The 17,209-nt window shown below is 69.6% G+C and carries 17 protein-coding genes and 1 pseudogene; 8 read left to right on the top strand and 10 right to left on the bottom strand.

Translation table 11 applies throughout. The annotated features are described in order from the left end of the window. Positions 1-122 precede the first annotated feature (122 nt). A complete protein-coding gene (locus JI746_RS05490) occupies positions 123-992 on the top strand; it encodes a GntR family transcriptional regulator (protein WP_201687811.1) in 870 nt (289 codons plus the stop codon). Position 993: 1 nt separating this feature from the next. Here the strand turns inward: JI746_RS05490 and JI746_RS05485 are convergent, their stop codons facing one another. The 10 genes from JI746_RS05485 to JI746_RS05440 all read right to left on the bottom strand — a co-directional run bounded on the left by JI746_RS05485 (position 994) and on the right by JI746_RS05440 (position 11,247). Beyond that, positions 994-2,352, bottom strand: coding sequence for an amidase (locus JI746_RS05485; protein ID WP_201687810.1), 1,359 nt, complete (start codon positions 2,350-2,352; stop codon positions 994-996). Between the two features lie 23 nt (positions 2,353-2,375). Next, a complete protein-coding gene (locus tag JI746_RS05480) occupies positions 2,376-3,023 on the bottom strand; it encodes an isochorismatase family protein (RefSeq protein ID WP_201687809.1) in 648 nt (215 codons plus the stop codon). Positions 3,024-3,040: 17 nt separating this feature from the next. Beyond that, positions 3,041-4,336, bottom strand: coding sequence for a TRAP transporter large permease (locus JI746_RS05475; RefSeq protein ID WP_201687808.1), 1,296 nt, complete (start codon positions 4,334-4,336; stop codon positions 3,041-3,043). Further along, positions 4,333-4,890 carry a TRAP transporter small permease subunit gene (locus tag JI746_RS05470; RefSeq protein ID WP_201687807.1) on the bottom strand — a complete coding sequence of 186 codons (558 nt, stop codon included), beginning with the start codon at positions 4,888-4,890 and terminating at the stop codon, positions 4,333-4,335. The genes JI746_RS05475 and JI746_RS05470 overlap by 4 nt, the downstream gene beginning before the upstream one ends. After that, positions 4,890-5,972, bottom strand: coding sequence for a TRAP transporter substrate-binding protein DctP (dctP, locus tag JI746_RS05465; protein WP_201687806.1), 1,083 nt, complete (start codon positions 5,970-5,972; stop codon positions 4,890-4,892). The genes JI746_RS05470 and dctP overlap by 1 nt, the downstream gene beginning before the upstream one ends. A 40-nt stretch (positions 5,973-6,012) precedes the next feature. Further along, positions 6,013-6,744, bottom strand: coding sequence for an isochorismatase family protein (locus JI746_RS05460; protein ID WP_201687805.1), 732 nt, complete (start codon positions 6,742-6,744; stop codon positions 6,013-6,015). Between the two features lie 13 nt (positions 6,745-6,757). After that, positions 6,758-8,131: a TRAP transporter large permease gene (locus JI746_RS05455; protein WP_201687804.1), complete on the bottom strand. Its 1,374-nt coding sequence runs from the start codon at positions 8,129-8,131 to the stop codon at positions 6,758-6,760. Further along, entirely contained in the window at positions 8,131-8,763 is a 633-nt protein-coding gene (locus JI746_RS05450; protein ID WP_201687803.1) for a TRAP transporter small permease subunit, read from the bottom strand. Before JI746_RS05450 ends, JI746_RS05455 begins: the two co-directional genes overlap by 1 nt. A 2-nt stretch (positions 8,764-8,765) precedes the next feature. Further along, a complete protein-coding gene (locus JI746_RS05445) occupies positions 8,766-9,806 on the bottom strand; it encodes a TRAP transporter substrate-binding protein (RefSeq protein WP_201687802.1) in 1,041 nt (346 codons plus the stop codon). A gap of 79 nt (positions 9,807-9,885) precedes the next feature. Continuing rightward, a complete protein-coding gene (locus JI746_RS05440; RefSeq protein WP_201687801.1) occupies positions 9,886-11,247 on the bottom strand; it encodes an amidase in 1,362 nt (453 codons plus the stop codon). A 154-nt stretch (positions 11,248-11,401) separates the two neighbouring features. Between JI746_RS05440 and JI746_RS05435 the strand changes: the two genes are divergently transcribed. From JI746_RS05435 to JI746_RS05405, 7 genes and pseudogenes are all read left to right on the top strand, one after another. After that, positions 11,402-12,337: an HpcH/HpaI aldolase/citrate lyase family protein gene (locus JI746_RS05435; protein WP_201687800.1), complete on the top strand. Its 936-nt coding sequence runs from the start codon at positions 11,402-11,404 to the stop codon at positions 12,335-12,337. After that, positions 12,334-13,305, top strand: a complete 972-nt coding sequence (locus JI746_RS05430) for an HpcH/HpaI aldolase/citrate lyase family protein (protein ID WP_201687799.1) — start codon at positions 12,334-12,336, stop codon at positions 13,303-13,305. Before JI746_RS05435 ends, JI746_RS05430 begins: the two co-directional genes overlap by 4 nt. After that, positions 13,302-14,192 (top strand): isocitrate lyase/PEP mutase family protein, encoded by an 891-nt coding sequence (locus tag JI746_RS05425; protein WP_201687798.1) that lies wholly within the window; start codon positions 13,302-13,304, stop codon positions 14,190-14,192. Before JI746_RS05430 ends, JI746_RS05425 begins: the two co-directional genes overlap by 4 nt. A 316-nt stretch (positions 14,193-14,508) precedes the next feature. Further along, positions 14,509-14,931: pseudogene (locus JI746_RS05420) on the top strand (Bug family tripartite tricarboxylate transporter substrate binding protein); the annotation flags it as partial. Between the two features lie 21 nt (positions 14,932-14,952). Beyond that, the gene (locus tag JI746_RS05415) at positions 14,953-15,189 is read left to right on the top strand and encodes a recombinase-like helix-turn-helix domain-containing protein (protein WP_201687796.1); all 237 of its coding nucleotides are present in this window, start codon (positions 14,953-14,955) and stop codon (positions 15,187-15,189) included. Further along, entirely contained in the window at positions 15,186-16,211 is a 1,026-nt protein-coding gene (locus JI746_RS05410; RefSeq protein ID WP_201687795.1) for an aromatic ring-hydroxylating oxygenase subunit alpha, read from the top strand. The genes JI746_RS05415 and JI746_RS05410 overlap by 4 nt, the downstream gene beginning before the upstream one ends. Before the next feature lie 25 nt (positions 16,212-16,236). Next, positions 16,237-17,193, top strand: coding sequence for a PDR/VanB family oxidoreductase (locus tag JI746_RS05405; RefSeq protein ID WP_201687794.1), 957 nt, complete (start codon positions 16,237-16,239; stop codon positions 17,191-17,193). Positions 17,194-17,209: the final 16 nt, after the last annotated feature.

Below are 17,209 nucleotides of genomic sequence, written 5' to 3'. Positions count from 1 at the left end.
GTGACTGGAAATGTACGAATGTACGTACAATGTCGCGGAAGCAGGCGCGGCGCACGAGAGGGATTACCCGCGATTCCGCTTCCCCTCCTGCACAATGAGACCACTTTCCCATTCATGACCTCATGAGAGAACGCGCCAGCATCCCTCCCCCCAAGGCTGCCGAGGCCCTCCCGCCGGACCTGCCGGCCTCGCAGCCCGGGCTGGACGCGCGCCGCCAACCCCTCTACGCCTCGGTGGCCCAGGCGCTGATGCGCGACATTGCGCAGAAGCGCTACCCCGTCGGCAGCCTGCTGCCGACCGAGGACGCGATCGCCAGCCGCTACGGCGTGAGCCGCCATACCGTGCGGCAGGCGCTGCGCGAGTTGAAGGAGGAAGGCGTGATCTCCTCGCACGCGGGCATCGGCACCCGGGTGCGCGCGCCCTCGCAGTCGCCGCGCGTATTCGGCGGCATCAACACCATCGGCGACCTGTTGCAGTTCGCCGAGTCGACCGAGATGCGCGTGCTGGCCCGCAAGGAAATCGTGGCCGACGCGGCCTTCGCGGCGGAGCACGAGTGCAAGCCGGGCCAGGTATGGCTGGAAGTCACGCTGCTGCGGAAGGTGGCCGACCAGAAGCGGCCGCTGGCCCACGTGCGCGCCTATGTGCGGCCGGAATTCGCCGATGCCGTGAACCGCGACAAGATCTTCACCCGCCCGCTCTACGCGCACATCGAAGAGCACTACGGCCTGCGGGTCATCGAGGTGCAGCAGGAGATCACCGCTGTGAACCTCGACCCGGAGATCGCGCGCTCCCTCAAGGCGGCCGACGGCCAGGCGGCGATGCGCATCACGCGCTACTTCTACGACCGCAGCGGCAACACCGTGGAGATCTCGATCGGGCACTACCCGAGCGGGCTGTACACGCAGCGGTCGCGCTTCCGCGCCCATCGCTCCGAGCGCGACGACGAGCAGGCCGCGCCGGCGGCGGCCGCAGCGCGCGCGCGCCGCGCCTGAATCACCGAGGCAGCTTCGGGCGCCGCAGGTGGAAGTCGGTCACGCCCTGGAAGGCGTGGCCCAGGCGCAGGATCTGCGGCTCGCCGAAGGCCGGGCCCGCGAGTTCCATCGACAGCGGCAGTCCATCGGCGGTGAATCCGCACGGCAGCGCCAGGCCAGGAACGCCCGCCGCCGCGTAGACGCAGGTCAGCCGCGGCACAGCCCGGATCGCCTCCCCGAAGTCGAGGCCCTCGATCGCCGGCGCGGGGATCGCGGTGGTGGGCGACAGCATCGCGTCAACCTCGCCGAAGGCCGCGCGCAGGCGGTGGCGGAAGCGCTCCATCCAGCGCAGGGCCTCGGCGTACTGCACGCCGGTGACCTGCTCGCCAATGCGCAGCCGCATCCGGATGTCCTCGCCGTAATCAGCTGCGTGCGCCGCCACTCGGTCGCGGTGCACTTCCATGGCGTCGGCGACCACCATCCGGAAAGCGAGCATCTCCTGTGCCTTCTCGACGTCGCCGAGGTCCACATCCACGATCTTCACGCCAAGGTCGCGGAACACGCCGATGGCGCGCTCCGTCGCCGGCGCGAGGTCGGGGTGCAGGCCGTCGAAGAAGAAGCTCCGCATGACGCCGATGCGCATGCCGCGCACCGGATCGGAGAGCGTGGGCAGGAAGTTCGGCACCGGCGTATCGACCGAAATCGGGTCGTGCGGATCGTGGCCGGCGATCACCGCGAACACGCGCGCCACGTCGGACACGCGCCGCGCCAGCGGGCCAAGCGTGTCGAACGCCGCGCTCACGCCGAGGCTTCCACGGCCGGAGATGCGGCCCACGGTCGGCCGCAGGCCGGCCACGCCGTTGAAGGAGGCTGGGATGCGGATGGAACCGGCCGTGTCGCTGCCGATCGACACGGCGGCCATGTCCGCGGCCACCGACGCGCCCGAGCCACCGCTGGAGCCTCCGGGGATGTGCCCCGGGTTCCAGGGGTTGCGCACGGGCCCGAAGTGGCGGCTCTGGCTGGTGGGGCCGAACACCCATTCGTGCAGATTCGATTTGCCGACGATCACGGCGCCGTTGCGCTCGAGGCGGTCGGTGATGAAGGCATTGCGCTCGGCGCGGTGGCCGCGGCGCAGCACCGTGGCGCCGGTGGTCGGCACGCCCTCCAGGTCGATGTTGTCCTTGAGGTTCACGACCAGGCCGTGCAGGAGGCCGCACCATTCGCCGGCGGCAGCAGCCGCATCGAGCTCGGCGGCCCTCTGCAGGGCACGATCCGCGGTGACCGTGATCATCGCGTTGATGACGGGGTTCCACCGTTCGATGTTGGCCAAGGCCTCGCGCGTGGCAGCGACCGCGGCGCCGGGAATGGCGGGAGCATTCATGTCGTTTTCCTTCGTTGTTGGCGTCAGCGGGGCACCGTCTGCAGGTAGTCCTTCACCCGCGCGAGTTCCAGCACGTCCGCGTACTTGGCCTGCATGTCGAACAGGTTCGCCTCGTGCGGCGCGCGGGCGCGGTCGCCCACCGCCTCGCGGGGCACGATGGCGCGGAATCCGTGCTGCACGGCGTCGACCACCGTCGCGCGCACGCAGCCGCTGGTGGACACGCCGGTGACGATCACCGTGTCGATGCCCTGGGAGGTGAGCTGGCTGGCCAGCGTCGTGCCGAAGAAGCAGGAGCCGAACTTCTTCACCAGGATCTGTTCGTCCGGCCGGGGTGCGAGCCGCGCGTCGACGTCTTCGGTCCCGCTGCCCGTCTTCAGGATGCCCAGCGCCGGCACCTTGCGCAGCCACACGCCGGCCTCGCGAGGGTGGTCGTAGCGCACGATGCTGAAGATCACGGGAATCCCGCGCTCGCGGGCCACGGCAAGCAGTTCGTTGTTGGCGGCGATCACGTCCGACAGCTCCGAGCCCAGCGGCGAGGACGGGTCGGTGAAGCCGTTGGTGAGGTCCACCACGAGCAGGCAGGGGCTGCGGCCGAAGCCCACCTGGCCGAGGAAGCCTTTGCGCAGGTAGTCCGCGCGGACGTCGGCCGCGGTATCGAGTTGCGTTGTCATGGGGATTTCTTGCGGCCTCAGCGCACGAGGCCCAGGGTAAGCGACGGGAAGGCGATCAGCAGCGCCACCACGACCAGTTCGACCACGAAGAAGGGCAGAACGCCGCGGAAGGCTTCCCGCACCGGAATCTCCGGGCAAGTCGTGCTCACCACGAACACGTTCAGGCCCACGGGCGGCGTGATGTTGCCGATCTCCGTCATCTTCACCACCAGGATCCCGAACAGCACCGGGTCGATGCCGGCCTGCTTCACGATCGGGAAGATGATGGGCATCGTCAGCAGCACCATCGAGGCCGCGTCGATGAAGCAGCCCAGCACCAGGAAGGGCAGCAGCAGCAGGATCATGAGCAGCACCGGCGGCAGCTGCAGCGAGGTGACGGCGGTCGCGATCTGCTGCGGCATCTGCGTCGTGGCCAGCGCCACGCTGAAGATGCCGGCGCCGATGATCAGGAAGAAGATCGATGCCGTGCTGGCGCCGGAGACCTGCAGGCCCTTCTTCACTTCCTCCCAGCGGGTGCCGCGCGCGAGCGCCACCGCCAGGGCCGCCAGGGCGCCGTAGCCGGCCGCCTCGGTCGCGGTCGCGAGGCCCGCGTACAGCGTCCCCATCACCACCGCGAACAGCAGGATGATCTCCCAGGACGACAGCGTCAGCCGCAGGCGCTGCTTCATGGGCGCGCGCGGCAGAACGGTCAGTTCCTTCATCGAAGGGTCCCGGCGCACCGTCATGTGGATCAGGACGGCGTAGAGCACGGCGGTAAGGATGCCCGGCACGATGCCGGCCATGAACAGGTGCGGGATCGGCGTCTCGGTCGCGATCGAATACAGCACCATCACGCTGGAGGGCGGGATCAGCACGCCCAGCGTGCCGCCGGTGGCGACGGCCGCGCCCGCGAGCCGCTTGCTGTAGCCGGCCTTGAGCATTTCCGGCACGGCGACCTTGGCCACCGTGGCGGCGGTCGCGATGGAGGACCCCGACACCGTGGCGAACGCGGCGCACGCCGAGACCGCCGCGATGCCCAGCCCGCCCGGGATGTGCCCGAACCACGCCAGCGCCGCGCGGAAGCCGCGCTCGGACACACCCGCGGAAAACGCCATGTGGCCCATGAACAGGAACAGCGGGATCACGATGAACGCGAATTCCGCCGCGCCGGAATACGGCAGCGCGCCGAGCAGGTAGTCGGCGGCCGACCAGCCCTGCACGCTCAGGATGGCGACGACGCCGCTGGCGACCAGCGCCATGGCGATCGGCAGGCCCATGGCCAGCAGGACGAACAGGCCGGCGATCATCAGCAGGCCTTGTGCACCGGCCGTCATGCCGCCTGCCTCCCGATCGCGCCCTCGACTTCGGCCTTCAGGTCCAGTTCATAAGGGTGCTTGCCGTGCAGCACCAGCTCGATGCCGCTGACGAAGGCCTGCCACCACAGGAGCGTGAGGCCCACCGCCACCAGCGTACGGTGCGGCCACAGCGGGATCTCCACCAGCCCGATGGAGACTTCCTGCCGGTGGAAGGAGAACAGCGCGCTGCGCCAGCTGAACCAGGCCAGGATGGCGAGCAGCGCCAGCTGCAGCAGCAGCAACAGGCCGCCCAGCGCCAGGTTGGCGCGCCGGGGCAGACGGTCGGTGAACACGGAAACCCGGAAGTTCACCCGCTCCGCCTGCGTGGCCGGCAGCCCCAGGTAGACGAGCGCCAGCAGCATCATCGTGCTCAGTTCGAGCACGCCCCAGATCGCGATGTTGGCGGCGCCGCGCAGCAGCGAGTCTGCCACCACCGCGAGCATGAGCACGATGATCAGCAGGCCGGTGAGGCGGGCCATGCCCTGCGACAGGGCATTGGTGCGCCTTGCGCATGCGAGCAGCGCCTGGCGCATCACTTCTTCCGGGCAAAGTAGCGGTCGATGCCGGTCTGGTACGGGTGGCTCTGCTCGTACTTGCGCACCAGCGCGGTGTAGCTGGCCACCAGCTGGTTGCCGTCCGCGCCCGTGCGTGCCACCTGGTCGTGGTACTTCTTCAGGATCGCGTCGCGCGTCTTGTCACGCCAGGCCTTCTCCTCCTGCGGATCCATCTTGAGTACCTGCACCCGCTTGGCCTTCAGCAGGATGTCGACCGATTCGTCGGCGTCCTTGCCCTGCGCCTCGGCGTAGTACTGGATGGCGTTGTCCGCGGCCTTGAGGAAGGCGGCCTGGACGTCCTTCGGCAGCGAATTCCAGCGATCCAGGTTCATCGCCGTGATCACCGCGGCGTAGATGCCCATGCGGCCGGCGGACGAGAGATAGTTCACCATCTCCGGCAGGCCGTCCTTCACGCCCTGCTCGAAGGGCGTCGCCGAGATCGCCTCCACGCCGCCGCGCGACAGCAGGTCGATCGCGTCCGTGTAAGGCACCGTCACGGCCGTGGCGCCCAGCAGCGACAGCGCATCGCCGGGGCCTGCGAGCATGCGGATGCGCATGCCTTTCAGGTCCGCGGCGGTGTTCACCTTCTTCTGGCTCCACAGCACGTTCTCCGACGCGGGCACCGCCAGCAGGAAGCGCACGTTGTTGCGCTGGTATTCCTTCTGCACCGCGGGCGTGGTGTTGTACCAGTCGCGGAAGGCGAGGCTCGCGGCCTGCACGTTCTCCGTCAGGAAGGGCAAGGTGACACCGGTGATCGGGTACTCGCGCGGGTTGAACGCGGCGGGCACCGTGAAGGCGATGTCGGCGGCGCCCCGGCCGACGCCGGGGAACACGTCGGCGGCCTTCAGCAGCACGCCGCCGTAGTACCACTCGAAAGTGACGCGCCCGTTGGTGCTCGCCGTGACCTCGTCCAGCATGTGCTTCTGCACGCGGCTGAACAGCGAGGTGGCCGGATAGTTCGACGCCACCTTGAGCTTGATCGACTCCTGCGCGAAGGCCGCAGGCGCCAGCGCGCAGGCGCCGGCCAGCAGGCCGGCGGCGATGAAATGTCTCTTGTCCATGGATTCCTCTTGCAGCGATTCGGTGATGAAGGATGCGGGCTCAAGCCGCCTGGGCGCGGACCGCGGAGAGCCGCGCGCCGGCGGCGCGCTGCGCGATGCCGCGCAAGTAGGCAACCACCTCGTTCGTGGGCAGCACGTCGGCATAGGTGCGGTTCATGTCGAACAGCGACACGGCGTGCGACAGCGGGATGCGGTCGAACACCGCCTCCTGCGGCACCAGCACGCGGAAGTTGTACTGGGACGCGTCCACAACGGTGGCGCGCACGCAGTTGCTGGTGGAGCCGCCGATCACGATCACCGTGTCGACCTGCAGGTCCGTCAGGTAGGACAGCAGCGGGGTGCCGAAGAACGCGCTGACCTTCTTCTTGGTGAAGACGAAGTCGCCAGGCTGCGGGCCGACCTCGGCCAGCAGCTCGGCGCCATGCGTGCCTTCGAGGAATGCGTTCTCGCCCGCGCCCTTGCCCACCTTGCGGGCGAACATGCCGCCCTCGTGGCCATTCGCATCGAGCGCGAAGCGCGTGTACAGCACCGGCGCGCCGGCGGCGCGCGCGGCGGCGAGGATCTCCTTGGAGGCATCGACCGCCTCCCAGCCGATGCCGCCGCAGCTGTACGGATACTCCCCGTCCGGTTCGCCGCGCCGGCCCACCATGTAGTTCTGCACGTCGATCGACACGATGGCCGGCCGCACGCCAGGCTGGATGCGCTGGCCCCACTTTCCGCGCGCGAGCGTCGCGCGGTCCGCTTCCGAGAGGTAGCTCTCCCAGGAGTTCATCGTTGCTTTCCTTTCATTTGTCGAGGAGGAGACGCGGCAGCCAGAGCACGATCTCCGGAAACGCCATCACGAGCAGGATGCCCACGACCTGCAGTCCCACGAAAGGCACGATGCCCTTGTAGATGTGGCCCATGCGGACCGCGGGCGGCGCCGTGCCCTTGATGAAGAACAGGGCGAAGCCGAACGGCGGGGTGAGGAAGGAGCTTTGCAGGTTGACGGCCACCAGCACCGCGAACCAGTAGAGGACTTCCTGCTTGTCCGCCACGTGCGCGGAGAAGTCCAGCGTGGTGACCACCGGCGCGAAGATCGGCAGCACGATCAGGATGATCTCCAGCCAGTCGAAGAAGAACCCGAGCAGGAAGACGGCGAACATCAGCAGCGACAGCAGCCCCCAGGGCCCGAGGCCGCTGGCGTTCAGGAAGTCGTGGATCACGTCGTCGCCGCCCAGCGAGCGAAACACGTAGGAGAAGCAGGTGGCAGCCAGGATCACCAGGAACACCATGCCGATCGTGAGCGTGGAGGACCGCACCGACTCGTTCACCAGCCGCCACGACAGGCGGCCGTACGCCAGCGCCAGCACCGTGGCGCCCAGCGCACCCACCGCCGCCGCTTCCGTCGGCGTCGCCCAGCCGAAGAAGATCGAACCGAGCACCAGGCCGATCAGCACGGTGGGCGGCACGAAGCCCTTCACCAGCATCATCACCAGCCGCCCGGTGCTGATCGACATGTCGTCCGCGGGCATCGGCGGCGCGAGCTTCGGCTTGAACCAGCACACCGTCACGATGTAGACCAGGTACAGGCCGGCGAGCATGAGTCCGGGCAGCATGGCGCCCAGGAACAGCTTGCCGGTGGAGATCTGCATCAGGTCTCCCATGATCACCAGCATGATGCTGGGCGGGATCAGGATGCCGAGCGTGCCAGAGGCCGCGATGACGCCGGTGGCCAGGCCCTTGTCGTAGCCCTGCTGCAGCATCACCGGCAGCGACAGCATGCACAGCATGACGATCGATGCGCCGATGATGCCGGTGGTGGCGGCCATGATCGTGCCCATGAGCGCGACGCCCAGCGCCAGGCCCCCGGGCACGCGGCGCAGCAGCAGTTGCAGACAGCGCAGCAGGTCCGCGGCGACGCCGCTCTTTTCCAGCAGCACGCCCATGAAGATGAACAGGGGCGCGGCGATCAGCACGAGGTTCTCGGCCGCCCCGCCCCACATCCGCGGCAGGAAGTTGAAGAACTCGGTGGGCGCGAATACGCCGAAGGCGGCACCGATCAGCCCGAAGAGGAGCGAGATCCCTCCGATCACCATCGCCACCGGGAAGCCGGAGAACAGCATCCCGGCGAGCGCGACGAACATCAGGATGGCCAAGTGGTCGACGAGATAGTCCATCAGGCGGCTCCCGGAGTTTCGAGCGAGACCGGTTCCTGCTCGAAGGCTTCGGGCGCATCGGCCTGCCCGCGCAGGTAGCACCAGGCGCGCAGCGCGGTGGCCACCGCCGCGGTGAGCAGCAGCACCATTCCGATCGGAATCAGCGACTTGATGATCCAGCGGTGCGGGATGCCCTGCGCCGAGGTGGAGCCCTCGTTCTGCACCAGTGCCTGGTGCGCGAAGGTGATGCCCACCCACAGGATCAGCACGGCAAAGGGCACCAGCAGCAGGATGATGCCGGCCAGTTCGAGCCGCGCCCGCGAGGGGCGCGACAGCCGGTCGCGGATCACGTCGATGCGCACGTGGGCGCCGCGCACGTAGGCGAAGCCGAAGGACAGCGCGAACACCACCGTGTGGATGTGCCACTCCAGTTCCTGCAGGAAGGTGGAGTGGAAGGTGATGAACTTGCGGGTGACGACGTCGATGCACACGACGATCACCAGCAGCACGATCATCCAGCCGCCGGCCATGCCGGCGCCGGTGACGAAGCGGTCGAGCCGCTCCGCCAGCCGCAATGCGCCCGCCCCGTCGCGCGGCGCCGGCGGCGCGAGCGGCGGCGTGCCCGCCTCGGCGAGATCGAGGTTGGCCGCCACGCTCACTCCAGCCGCTGCAGTTCGTGCTGGGCCGCGTACGCCTTGCGGAAGTTGGACATGGAGGTCCAGATCTTCTTGAAGTTGGCGTTCTCGCCGCTCAAGCGCTCGGCCTCGGCGTACCACATGCGGCGCAGCTCGTTGACCACCTCGGGCTTCCAGCGACGCACCTGCACGCCCTTGGCGCGCAGCCGCTGCAGGGCCTGCATGCTCACCACCTCGCCCTCGGCGATGCTGCGCGCGACGGTGTCGCCGCAGGCCATGTCGAGCGCGGCCTTCTGGCCCGCCGTGAGCTTGGCGTAGGCGTCGGTGTTGACCATCAGCCACTCGGGGCTGGTGGGGTTGTGCCAGCCGGGGAAGTAGTAGTACTTGGCCGCCTGGTCGAAGCCCAGCGACTCGTCGACGCCCGGGTTGGAGTATTCGGCCGCGTCGATCACGCCGCGTTCCAGCGCCGGGAACACGTCGGCGCCGCCGAGGGCCTGCGTGGAGACGCCGACCTTTTCCAGCACGTTGGCGCCCAATCCGCCGATGCGCATCTTCAGGCCCTTGAGGTCCGACAGCGCGTTGACCTCCTTGCGGAACCAGCCGCCGGCCTCCGGTGCCAGCACGCCGCAGAAGATCGCCTTGATCTTGTGCGGCTTGAGCACCTCGTCCAGCACTTCCTGCCCGCCGCCGTAGTAGATCCAGGCCATGAATTCGGCGAGATCCGGCGTGAAGGGCGCGGCGTTGTACAGCGCGATTCCCGGCTCCTTGTTGGTGAAGAAGCCGATGCCCGCGTAGCCGGCCTCGATGGAACCCTGCGAGACGGCATCGAAGATGCCCGGCACCGGCACCAGCGCGCCGGGCTCGTAGAAGCGGATCTTGAGCGAGCCGCCCGAAGCCTGCTCCGCCTTCTTGGTCATGGCCACGATGTGGCCACCGATGGGCTTGAAGCTGGAGCCGAACATGCCGGCCATCTTCCAGCGCACGGTGGGATCGGCGGCGTGCGCGATGCCGGCGGTGAGAAGGACGGCACTTGCCGCGACGGCGGTCAGAAGCTTTTTCATGGGGAGGTCCTTTGCTGGATCGGTGCGGTCAAAGACGGCTCCGGCCGTGGCGGCCGGAGCACGGGAACATGCGCGGCCGTCAGGCGCGCGGCAGAGACGGGCGTCGCTGGTGCCAGTCGGTCACGGACTGGAAGGCCCAGCCGGCCTGCAGCAGCAGCGGCTCGTTCCAGCACGCGGACTCCAGCTGCACGCCGATCGGCAGGCCCTCGGGCGAGGCGCCGCAAGGTACCGACAGGCCCGGGATGCGCCCGAAGGCGCCGGCATAGGTGTTCTGCGTGACCGCGCGAGTGGCCTCGAACAGGCTGCGCTGGTCGTCGATCAGGGGCGCTACGGTGGGGCTCGAGGGCGACAGGAGCAGGTCGACGCGGCCGAAGACATCCTCCAGCGTGCGGCACCACGCCTCGCGCTGCCGCATGGAGCGCGCGTAGTCGGTGCCGGTGTAGCGCAGGCCCATGCGCATGCGCTCCAGTGTCTGCGGGCCCCAGCGTTCGCCGCCCTCTTGCAGCCGCGCCGCATGCAGCGCGCAGGCGTCGGAATAGATCATGGCCGTCGCCCACGCGTGCGCCTCCTCGGCGCCCGGCACCTCGACGTCGACGATCTCGGCGCCCAGGCGGCTGAAGGTGCGCACGGCCTCCTCGATGGCCGCACCCACGGGCGCGGACACGTTGTCGAAGTAGTGGTTGCGGGGGCGGCCGATGCGGCGACCGGCGATGCCGTCGCGCAGGCGGGGCAGGAAGTTGGGCAACTCGCGCGGCTCGCTCACCGGGTCGCTGGCATCGTGGCCAGACATCACGGCGAACAGCAGCGCGACCTCTTCGACGCTGCGCGCCATCGGCCCGATGGTGTCGTGCGTCGGGCTCACCGGCAGGCAGCCATGGTTGGACACGCGTCCGACGGTGGGACGCAGGCCGGTGATGCCGTTGAGGGCCGCGGGGATGCGCACCGAGCCGCCGGTGTCCGTGCCGAGCGCCATCTCCGCCATGCCGGTGGCGACCGCGACGCCGGAGCCGCCGCTGGAGCCGCCCGGGATGCGAGCGGGATCCCAGGGATTGCGGCACTGGCCCACCACCGGGTTGAGCGAACGCACGCCGAACGCGAATTCGTGCAGCGTGCACTTGCCGACGATCACCGCGCCGGCGGCGCGCAGGCGCCTCACCACCGTCGCATCCGCGGCGGGCAAGTTGTCCTCGAAGAAGAGCGAGCCGCAGGTGGTGCGCAGGCCGGCGGTGTCGATGTTGTCCTTGACCACCAGCGGCACGCCGTGCAGGAGGCCTAGCGAGCGCCCCTCGGCGGCGGCGCGGTCCGCGGCCTCGGCCGTGCGGCGGGCGCCTTCCGCATCCACCGTGATCATGGCCTTCACCAGCGGATCCCACTGGTGGATGGCATCGAGGCTGCGCTGCAGCCGCTCGGTGGCGGACACGGCGGGGGACGGGACGTGCATGCGGGGGCTTCCTTTCGCGGGTTTGCCTGTGTTCGCTCAAATGTGCGTATGTACGTACAATAAGGCCCAGAGTCGCCCGGGCGACTGCGGGATTACCCGCGAGCAGCTGCGCGTGGCCCCGGCCCCCACCTGCCCGCGCACATACGAAGGTTCCATGAACACGCCTCCTTCTCCCGAAGCCGCGCCGCGCCTGCGGCGCTCGATGCTCATGACGCCGGGCAACCGGCCGGACCGCATGCGCAAGGCGGCGGCGTACGGCGCCGATGCGCTCGTCCTCGACCTGGAGGACAGCGTGCCGCCCGCCGCGAAGGCGCAGGCGCGCGAGCTGGTGGGCCGCGCACTGCGCGAACTGCAGGGATGCGGTCGCGAGCTGTGCGTGCGCATCAACACCCTGGGCTCCGGCTTCGGCGCCGCCGACCTCGCCGCGCTGCCGCTCGCGCTGCTGGACTCGATCATGGTGCCCAAGGTCGAAACGGCGGCGGAACTGCACGCGCTCGACGCGCTGCTGCAGACGCTGGAACGCGAGCAGGGCGTGCAGCGCCCGCGCGAGCTGGTGGCCATGCTGGAGACGCCGCGCGGAATCCTGCAGGCGCTGCCGATCGCCGAGGCCTGCACGCGCACCACCGCCCTGTTCTTCGGCTCCGGCGACTACACGGCCGCCACCGGTGCGGCCATCACCGCCAATGCGCTGCTGTTCGCGCGTTCCGCCATCTCCGCCGCCGCCGGTGCCGTCGGGATCCAGGCCATCGATGCAGCCTGGTTCCTGGACGTGCGCAACGCCGAGGCCACCCGCGCCGACGCGCTGCTGGCGCGCGAGCTGGGCTTCGCCGGCAAGGTCGTGTTCCACCCTGCGCAGGTCGCCGTGGCCAACGCAACGTTCTCGCCCACGCCCGCGGAAGTGCAGCGCGCCGAACGGCTGGTGGCCGGTTACCGCGCCGCCCTCGCGCAGGGACACGGCACGGCCGTCGCTGACGGCGTGTTCGTCGCCATCGACCTCGTCGGCCCCGCCGAACGCCTGCTGCGCCGGGCCGCACTGGTGCGCCAGCGCGAGCAGAAATCCGCCCAATCATCTTCCACCGCATCAACATGAACCATCGTCAAGACCGCCTGCAACGCAGCGAGCTGGCCGTTCCCGCCACGCGTCCGCGCTTCCTCGCGAAGGCCGCCGAAAGCGCCGCCGATGCGCTCTTCCTGGACCTGGAGGACGCGGTGGCTTCGGCCCAGAAGGAGGAAGCGCGCGCGCAGGCGCTGCAGGCGCTGCGCGAGATCGAGTGGGGCAGCAAGACCGTCGCCGTGCGCGTGAACGGGCTGGACACCCCCTGGGCCCTGCGCGACATCGTGGACCTCGCGCGGCAGGCGCCGCGGCTGGACCTGATCCTGCTGCCCAAGACCTCCTGCGCCGCCGACGTGCGATTCGTCGACCAGCTGCTGACGCTGGTGGAGCGCGAGACCGGCCGCGCCAGGCGCATCGGCATCGAGGTGCTGATCGAGACCGCGCGCGGCGTCGCCAACGTCGAGGAGATCGCGCAGGCTTCGGACCGGCTGGAGGCGATGATCTTCGGCGTGGGCGACTACAGCATCGACATGCGCACGCACGACCGCGTGTTCGGCCGGCCGAATGCGCAGTACGCCGTGCTCACCGATGCCGGCGCCGGCGGACAGCGCGGTCGGCACTGGAACGACCAGTGGCACTTCGCCATGGCGCGCATCGCCAACGCCTGCCGCGCCTGGGGGCTGCGCCCGGTCGACGGGCCCTACACCGACTACGCCGACGCCGAGGGCTACCGCGCCTGCGCCGAACGTGCGAGGGCACTCGGCTTCGAGGGCAAGTGGGCCATCCACCCCACGCAGATCGAACTGGCCAACGAGGTGTTCTCGCCCTCGCGCGAGGAGCTCGATTGGGCTGCCCGCACGCGCGAGCTGCTGGCGCAGACCACCCGCGACGGTCAGGGGGCCGTCGGCGCCGGTGGCGTGCTGGTCGACATGGCGCACGGGAAGCTGGCCGCCAACATCGCCGAACGACAGGCACTGATCGATCACCCGAAGGAAGCGACATGAACGCCCTGCCCTGCCCCGCTCCCGCGGGCGCCCTTCGCGCGCGCCTGCAGCGTCGGGAATTCGTCGTCGCCCCCGGCGTCTACGAAATGCTGGGCGCGAGGATCGCGGACCGCATGGACTTTGCGGCCCTCTACATGACGGGCTATGGCGTTTCCGCGTCGCACCTGGGCCTGCCGGACGCGGGGCTCGCCGGCTACACGGACATGCAGCAGCGCGCGCGCACGATCGCGCATGGCGTGGGCAAGCCGCTGATCGCCGACGCCGACACCGGCTTCGGCGGGCTGATCAACATCCGCCACACCGTGCGCGGTTACGAGGAAGCGGGCGTGCAGGCGATCCAGCTGGAGGACCAGGAATCGCCGAAGAAATGCGGCCACACGCCGAACCGGCGGGTCGTGCCGCTGGCGGACGCCGTGCGCCGCATCGAGGTGGCCGTCGAGGCCCGCCGCAGCAGGGACTTCCTGATCATCGCCCGCACCGACGCGCGGACGGCACTCGGGCTCGACGAGGCCATCGCGCGCGGCAAGGCCTTCGCCAAGGCGGGCGCCGACATCGTGTTCGTCGAATCGCCGGAAAGCGAAGAGGAATTCAGGCGCATCGGCGGCGAGCTCGCCGGCGAAGGTGCCTGGCTGATCGCGAACATGGTGCCCACGGGCCGCTCGCCGGAGCTGTCGGCGCGCCGGCTCGAGGAACTGGGCTTCGCGCTCGCGATCTGGCCGGCCGTGCTGATGCAGTCCGCCTGCGCCGCCATGGCCGCCGCACTCGCCTCACTGGCCGCGGAGGGGACGACGGCGGGGTCGCCGGTGCCCCGGTATGACATGCAGCAACTGCATTTGCTCGTCGGCTTCGAAGACGTGTGGGCGTTCGAGCGGCGCTGGGCCCAGTGACATCGCGGACGAATCCGCATTCGCGGATTCGCACGCCTTCCAGCGGGCGTTCAAGGGCTGGACGACTTCGCCTTCCCTAAGGCTGGCGGATCAGTCCGGCCAGGCCTCCGGAACCCTCAGCCGGTGTCTTGCGCCCCGAGCTGTGACCTCTTCGCAGCATGGAGCCCGTCATCCAGGCCATGGATGGCGAGCAACTGGTCCCGTACACGAACACCGCTGACCAGCCTTCAAGCAAGGGGTGAGCGCGGGCGCGCGGCGCCCGAACGCTGACCGCCCCATTCCCCCTCCCAAGGCGTCCACTGCCTTTCGTCGGTCCTACAAGGGCGTCGCACCGGCCGTCAACGACGTGCTGGGCGGCCACGTCCCCCTGACCTACGTGACCTGGGGCCCCGTGGCGCCTTACGTGGCCTCGGGCAAGATGCGCGCCCTCGCCGTCGCCGACCACGAGCGCTCGCCGCTCGCGCCCGATGTGCCCACGCTCGCGGAACTGGGCGTGCGCGACGCGGAGGTCGGCGCCTGGCAGGCGCTGATGGGCCCGAAGAACCTGCCGCCGGACATCGTGGCCACGCTCAACAGGCACATGAACGAGATCCTGAAGATGCCCGACGTGGCCGCACGCATGAAGGTGTACGGCGCCATTCCGGCCGGCGGCGACGGCGCCCGCGTAGCGCAGGTCAATGGCGGCGACTACATCCGCTTCGCCAAGCTGATCAAGGACTTCGGCATCCAGGCCAACTGAACGTATCCGAGGAGACACCTGATGGACACCGACCGCTACCTGCAACCGCACCAGGCGCGGCGCCGCGCGCCGACCGTGTTCGAGGACCTGCTGGGCGACGCCATCGAGCGCGCGTTCGCCGAAGGTGCGTGGACCCTGCCCGAACTCGTGGCCAGCCTCAACCGCGGCGGTCCCGGCGCTAGCAACGGCGAGCAGTGGACCGAAGAGAGCTTCCGCGCCCTGATGGCGCGCCTGGGCAACGAAGGAGACGCCGCATGAAGCCGATCGCCATCACTCCCGTCGCCGCCGATCCCGTCGAGGCGCGCCTGCAGGTGGGGCCGAAGAACCTCTGGTACGCGGTGTGCCCCTCGCACTTCCTCGCCGACCAGCCCGTCTCGCTGCGCCGGTTCGGCCGCAAGCTCGCGATCTGGCGCGACGACGCCGGGCAGTTGCACGCGCTGGAGGACCACTGCCCGCACCGGGGCGCGCCGCTGTCGCAGGGCGTGGTGCTGGGCGACCGCCTCGCGTGTCCGTACCACGGCGTGCAGGTGCGCTGCGACGGCACCGTCACCAAGGTGCCGGGCAGCCCCGGCTGCAAGCTCGAAGGCTCGCGCGCCGCGCTGGACTTCCACGTGCGCGAGGCCCATGGGACCGTGTTCGTCTACAACAGCGACACGCACGTGGACGAGCCGCCGCCCTTCACGCTCCCCGCCGAACTGGCGTCGCCCGAGTACTCGAACTTCCTCTGCTACGCCGAGTGGGAGTGCGAGTGGCGCTACGCCCTCGACAACGTGATGGACCCGATGCACGGGACCTTCCTGCACAAGCAGTCGCACTCGATGGCCGAAGGCGAGAACACGGCCGCCTTCCGCGTGCGCGACACCGAGCAGGGCTTCGTGTTCGAGAAGACCGGCCAGCGCGGCGTGAACTTCGACTGGACCGAGTGGGGCATCACCGGCCTCGCCTGGATGCGGCTGGAGATCCCGTACCCGAAGACCGGCGGCCCGGGCGGCAACTTCGCCATCGTGGCCTGCGTCACGCCGATCGGCCCGCAGCGCTGCGCCGTGTTCTTCTGGCGCTGCCGCCAGGTGGACGGGTGGCAGCGCGACACCTGGCGCTTCCTGTACCGCAACCGGCTCGAGGCGCGGCACTGGGCAGTGCTGGAGCAGGACCGCGTGATGCTGGAACAGATGGAGCCCGAGGCCAACCAGCGCGAGCACCTGTACCAGCACGACATCGGCCTGGTGCGGCTGCGCCGCCTGCTCAAGCAGGTCGCCAGCGAACAGGTGGAAGCGAACTGAGGCCGCGCGCGGCCGGAGCCAGACCATGCAGACCCTCAACGCCTTCGTCCACACGCTGCGCTTCGAAGCCGAGGACACCATCACCGTCGACCTGCGGCCCGTGGGCGGCGGGGAGCTCCCGGCCTTCACGCCGGGCTCGCACATCGAGCTGCACCTGCCCAACGGCCTGGAGCGCAGCTACTCGCTGTGCAACAACGCCGCCGAGCGCCATCGCTACGTGGTGGGCGTGCTGAAGGACCGCGCCAGCCGCGGCGGCTCGCGCTGCGTGCACGAGCAGCTGCGCATCGGCACGCAGCTGGTGATCTCCGCGCCGCGCAACAACTTCCCGCTGCAGGAGTCTGCCGAACACACGGTGCTGGTCGCCGGCGGCATCGGCATCACGCCGCTGCTGTGCATGGCGCGCCGCCTGCACGACCTGCGTCGCCCGTTCGAGCTGCTGTACTTCGCGCGCTCGCGCCGCAGCGCCGCCTTCCTCGACGAGCTGAAGCGACTGGAGGTGCCCCTGCACCTGCACTTCGACGACGAACAGGGCGGTCCGCCCGACCTGAAGGCGCTGCTCGCCGCGCGGCCTGCAGGGCCGGACCGGCACCTGTACGCCTGCGGTCCCACGCCCATGCTGGATGCGTTCGAGAAATTCAGCGCGGAACTGGGCCACGAGAACGCGCACATCGAGCGCTTCGCGGCGGTCGAACACAAGGCGGCCGACGACGCCCGCGCCACGTTCACCGTGGAACTGGCGCGCAGCCGCAAGACCTTCACCATCACGCCGGAGAAGTCGATCCTGGACACGCTGCTCGAGGCCGGCGTGGACGTGGACCACAGCTGCAAGGAAGGCATCTGCGGCTCGTGCGAGACGCGCGTGCTGTGCGGCGAGCCGGACCATCGCGACTCCGTGCTGAGCGCGAAGGAGCGCGCCGCCAACAAGGTGATGATGGTCTGCGTGTCGGGGTGCAGGAGCGCCTCGGTGACGCTGGACCTGTAGCGCCCGATCTTTCGCC

This window comes from Ramlibacter alkalitolerans (assembly GCF_016722765.1).
Taxonomy (GTDB): Bacteria; Pseudomonadota; Gammaproteobacteria; order Burkholderiales; family Burkholderiaceae_C; genus Ramlibacter; species Ramlibacter alkalitolerans.
Note: the sequence above shows the minus strand (reverse complement) of the source record. Positions and strands in the feature narration are given on the sequence as shown.

Excerpts from the sequence above, each read along its gene's own strand:
- JI746_RS05490 (WP_201687811.1), top strand. The coding sequence starts at position 123 with ATGAGAGAACGCGCCAGCATCCCTCCCCCCAAGGCTGCCGAGGCCCTC.
- JI746_RS05485 (WP_201687810.1), bottom strand. The coding sequence starts at position 2,352 with ATGAATGCTCCCGCCATTCCCGGCGCCGCGGTCGCTGCCACGCGCGAG.
- JI746_RS05480 (WP_201687809.1), bottom strand. The coding sequence starts at position 3,023 with ATGACAACGCAACTCGATACCGCGGCCGACGTCCGCGCGGACTACCTG.
- JI746_RS05475 (WP_201687808.1), bottom strand. The coding sequence starts at position 4,336 with ATGACGGCCGGTGCACAAGGCCTGCTGATGATCGCCGGCCTGTTCGTC.
- JI746_RS05470 (WP_201687807.1), bottom strand. The coding sequence starts at position 4,890 with ATGCGCCAGGCGCTGCTCGCATGCGCAAGGCGCACCAATGCCCTGTCG.
- dctP (WP_201687806.1), bottom strand. The coding sequence starts at position 5,972 with ATGGACAAGAGACATTTCATCGCCGCCGGCCTGCTGGCCGGCGCCTGC.
- JI746_RS05460 (WP_201687805.1), bottom strand. The coding sequence starts at position 6,744 with ATGAACTCCTGGGAGAGCTACCTCTCGGAAGCGGACCGCGCGACGCTC.
- JI746_RS05455 (WP_201687804.1), bottom strand. The coding sequence starts at position 8,131 with ATGGACTATCTCGTCGACCACTTGGCCATCCTGATGTTCGTCGCGCTC.
- JI746_RS05445 (WP_201687802.1), bottom strand. The coding sequence starts at position 9,806 with ATGAAAAAGCTTCTGACCGCCGTCGCGGCAAGTGCCGTCCTTCTCACC.
- JI746_RS05440 (WP_201687801.1), bottom strand. The coding sequence starts at position 11,247 with ATGCACGTCCCGTCCCCCGCCGTGTCCGCCACCGAGCGGCTGCAGCGC.
- JI746_RS05435 (WP_201687800.1), top strand. The coding sequence starts at position 11,402 with ATGAACACGCCTCCTTCTCCCGAAGCCGCGCCGCGCCTGCGGCGCTCG.
- JI746_RS05430 (WP_201687799.1), top strand. The coding sequence starts at position 12,334 with ATGAACCATCGTCAAGACCGCCTGCAACGCAGCGAGCTGGCCGTTCCC.
- JI746_RS05425 (WP_201687798.1), top strand. The coding sequence starts at position 13,302 with ATGAACGCCCTGCCCTGCCCCGCTCCCGCGGGCGCCCTTCGCGCGCGC.
- JI746_RS05415 (WP_201687796.1), top strand. The coding sequence starts at position 14,953 with ATGGACACCGACCGCTACCTGCAACCGCACCAGGCGCGGCGCCGCGCG.
- JI746_RS05410 (WP_201687795.1), top strand. The coding sequence starts at position 15,186 with ATGAAGCCGATCGCCATCACTCCCGTCGCCGCCGATCCCGTCGAGGCG.
- JI746_RS05405 (WP_201687794.1), top strand. The coding sequence starts at position 16,237 with ATGCAGACCCTCAACGCCTTCGTCCACACGCTGCGCTTCGAAGCCGAG.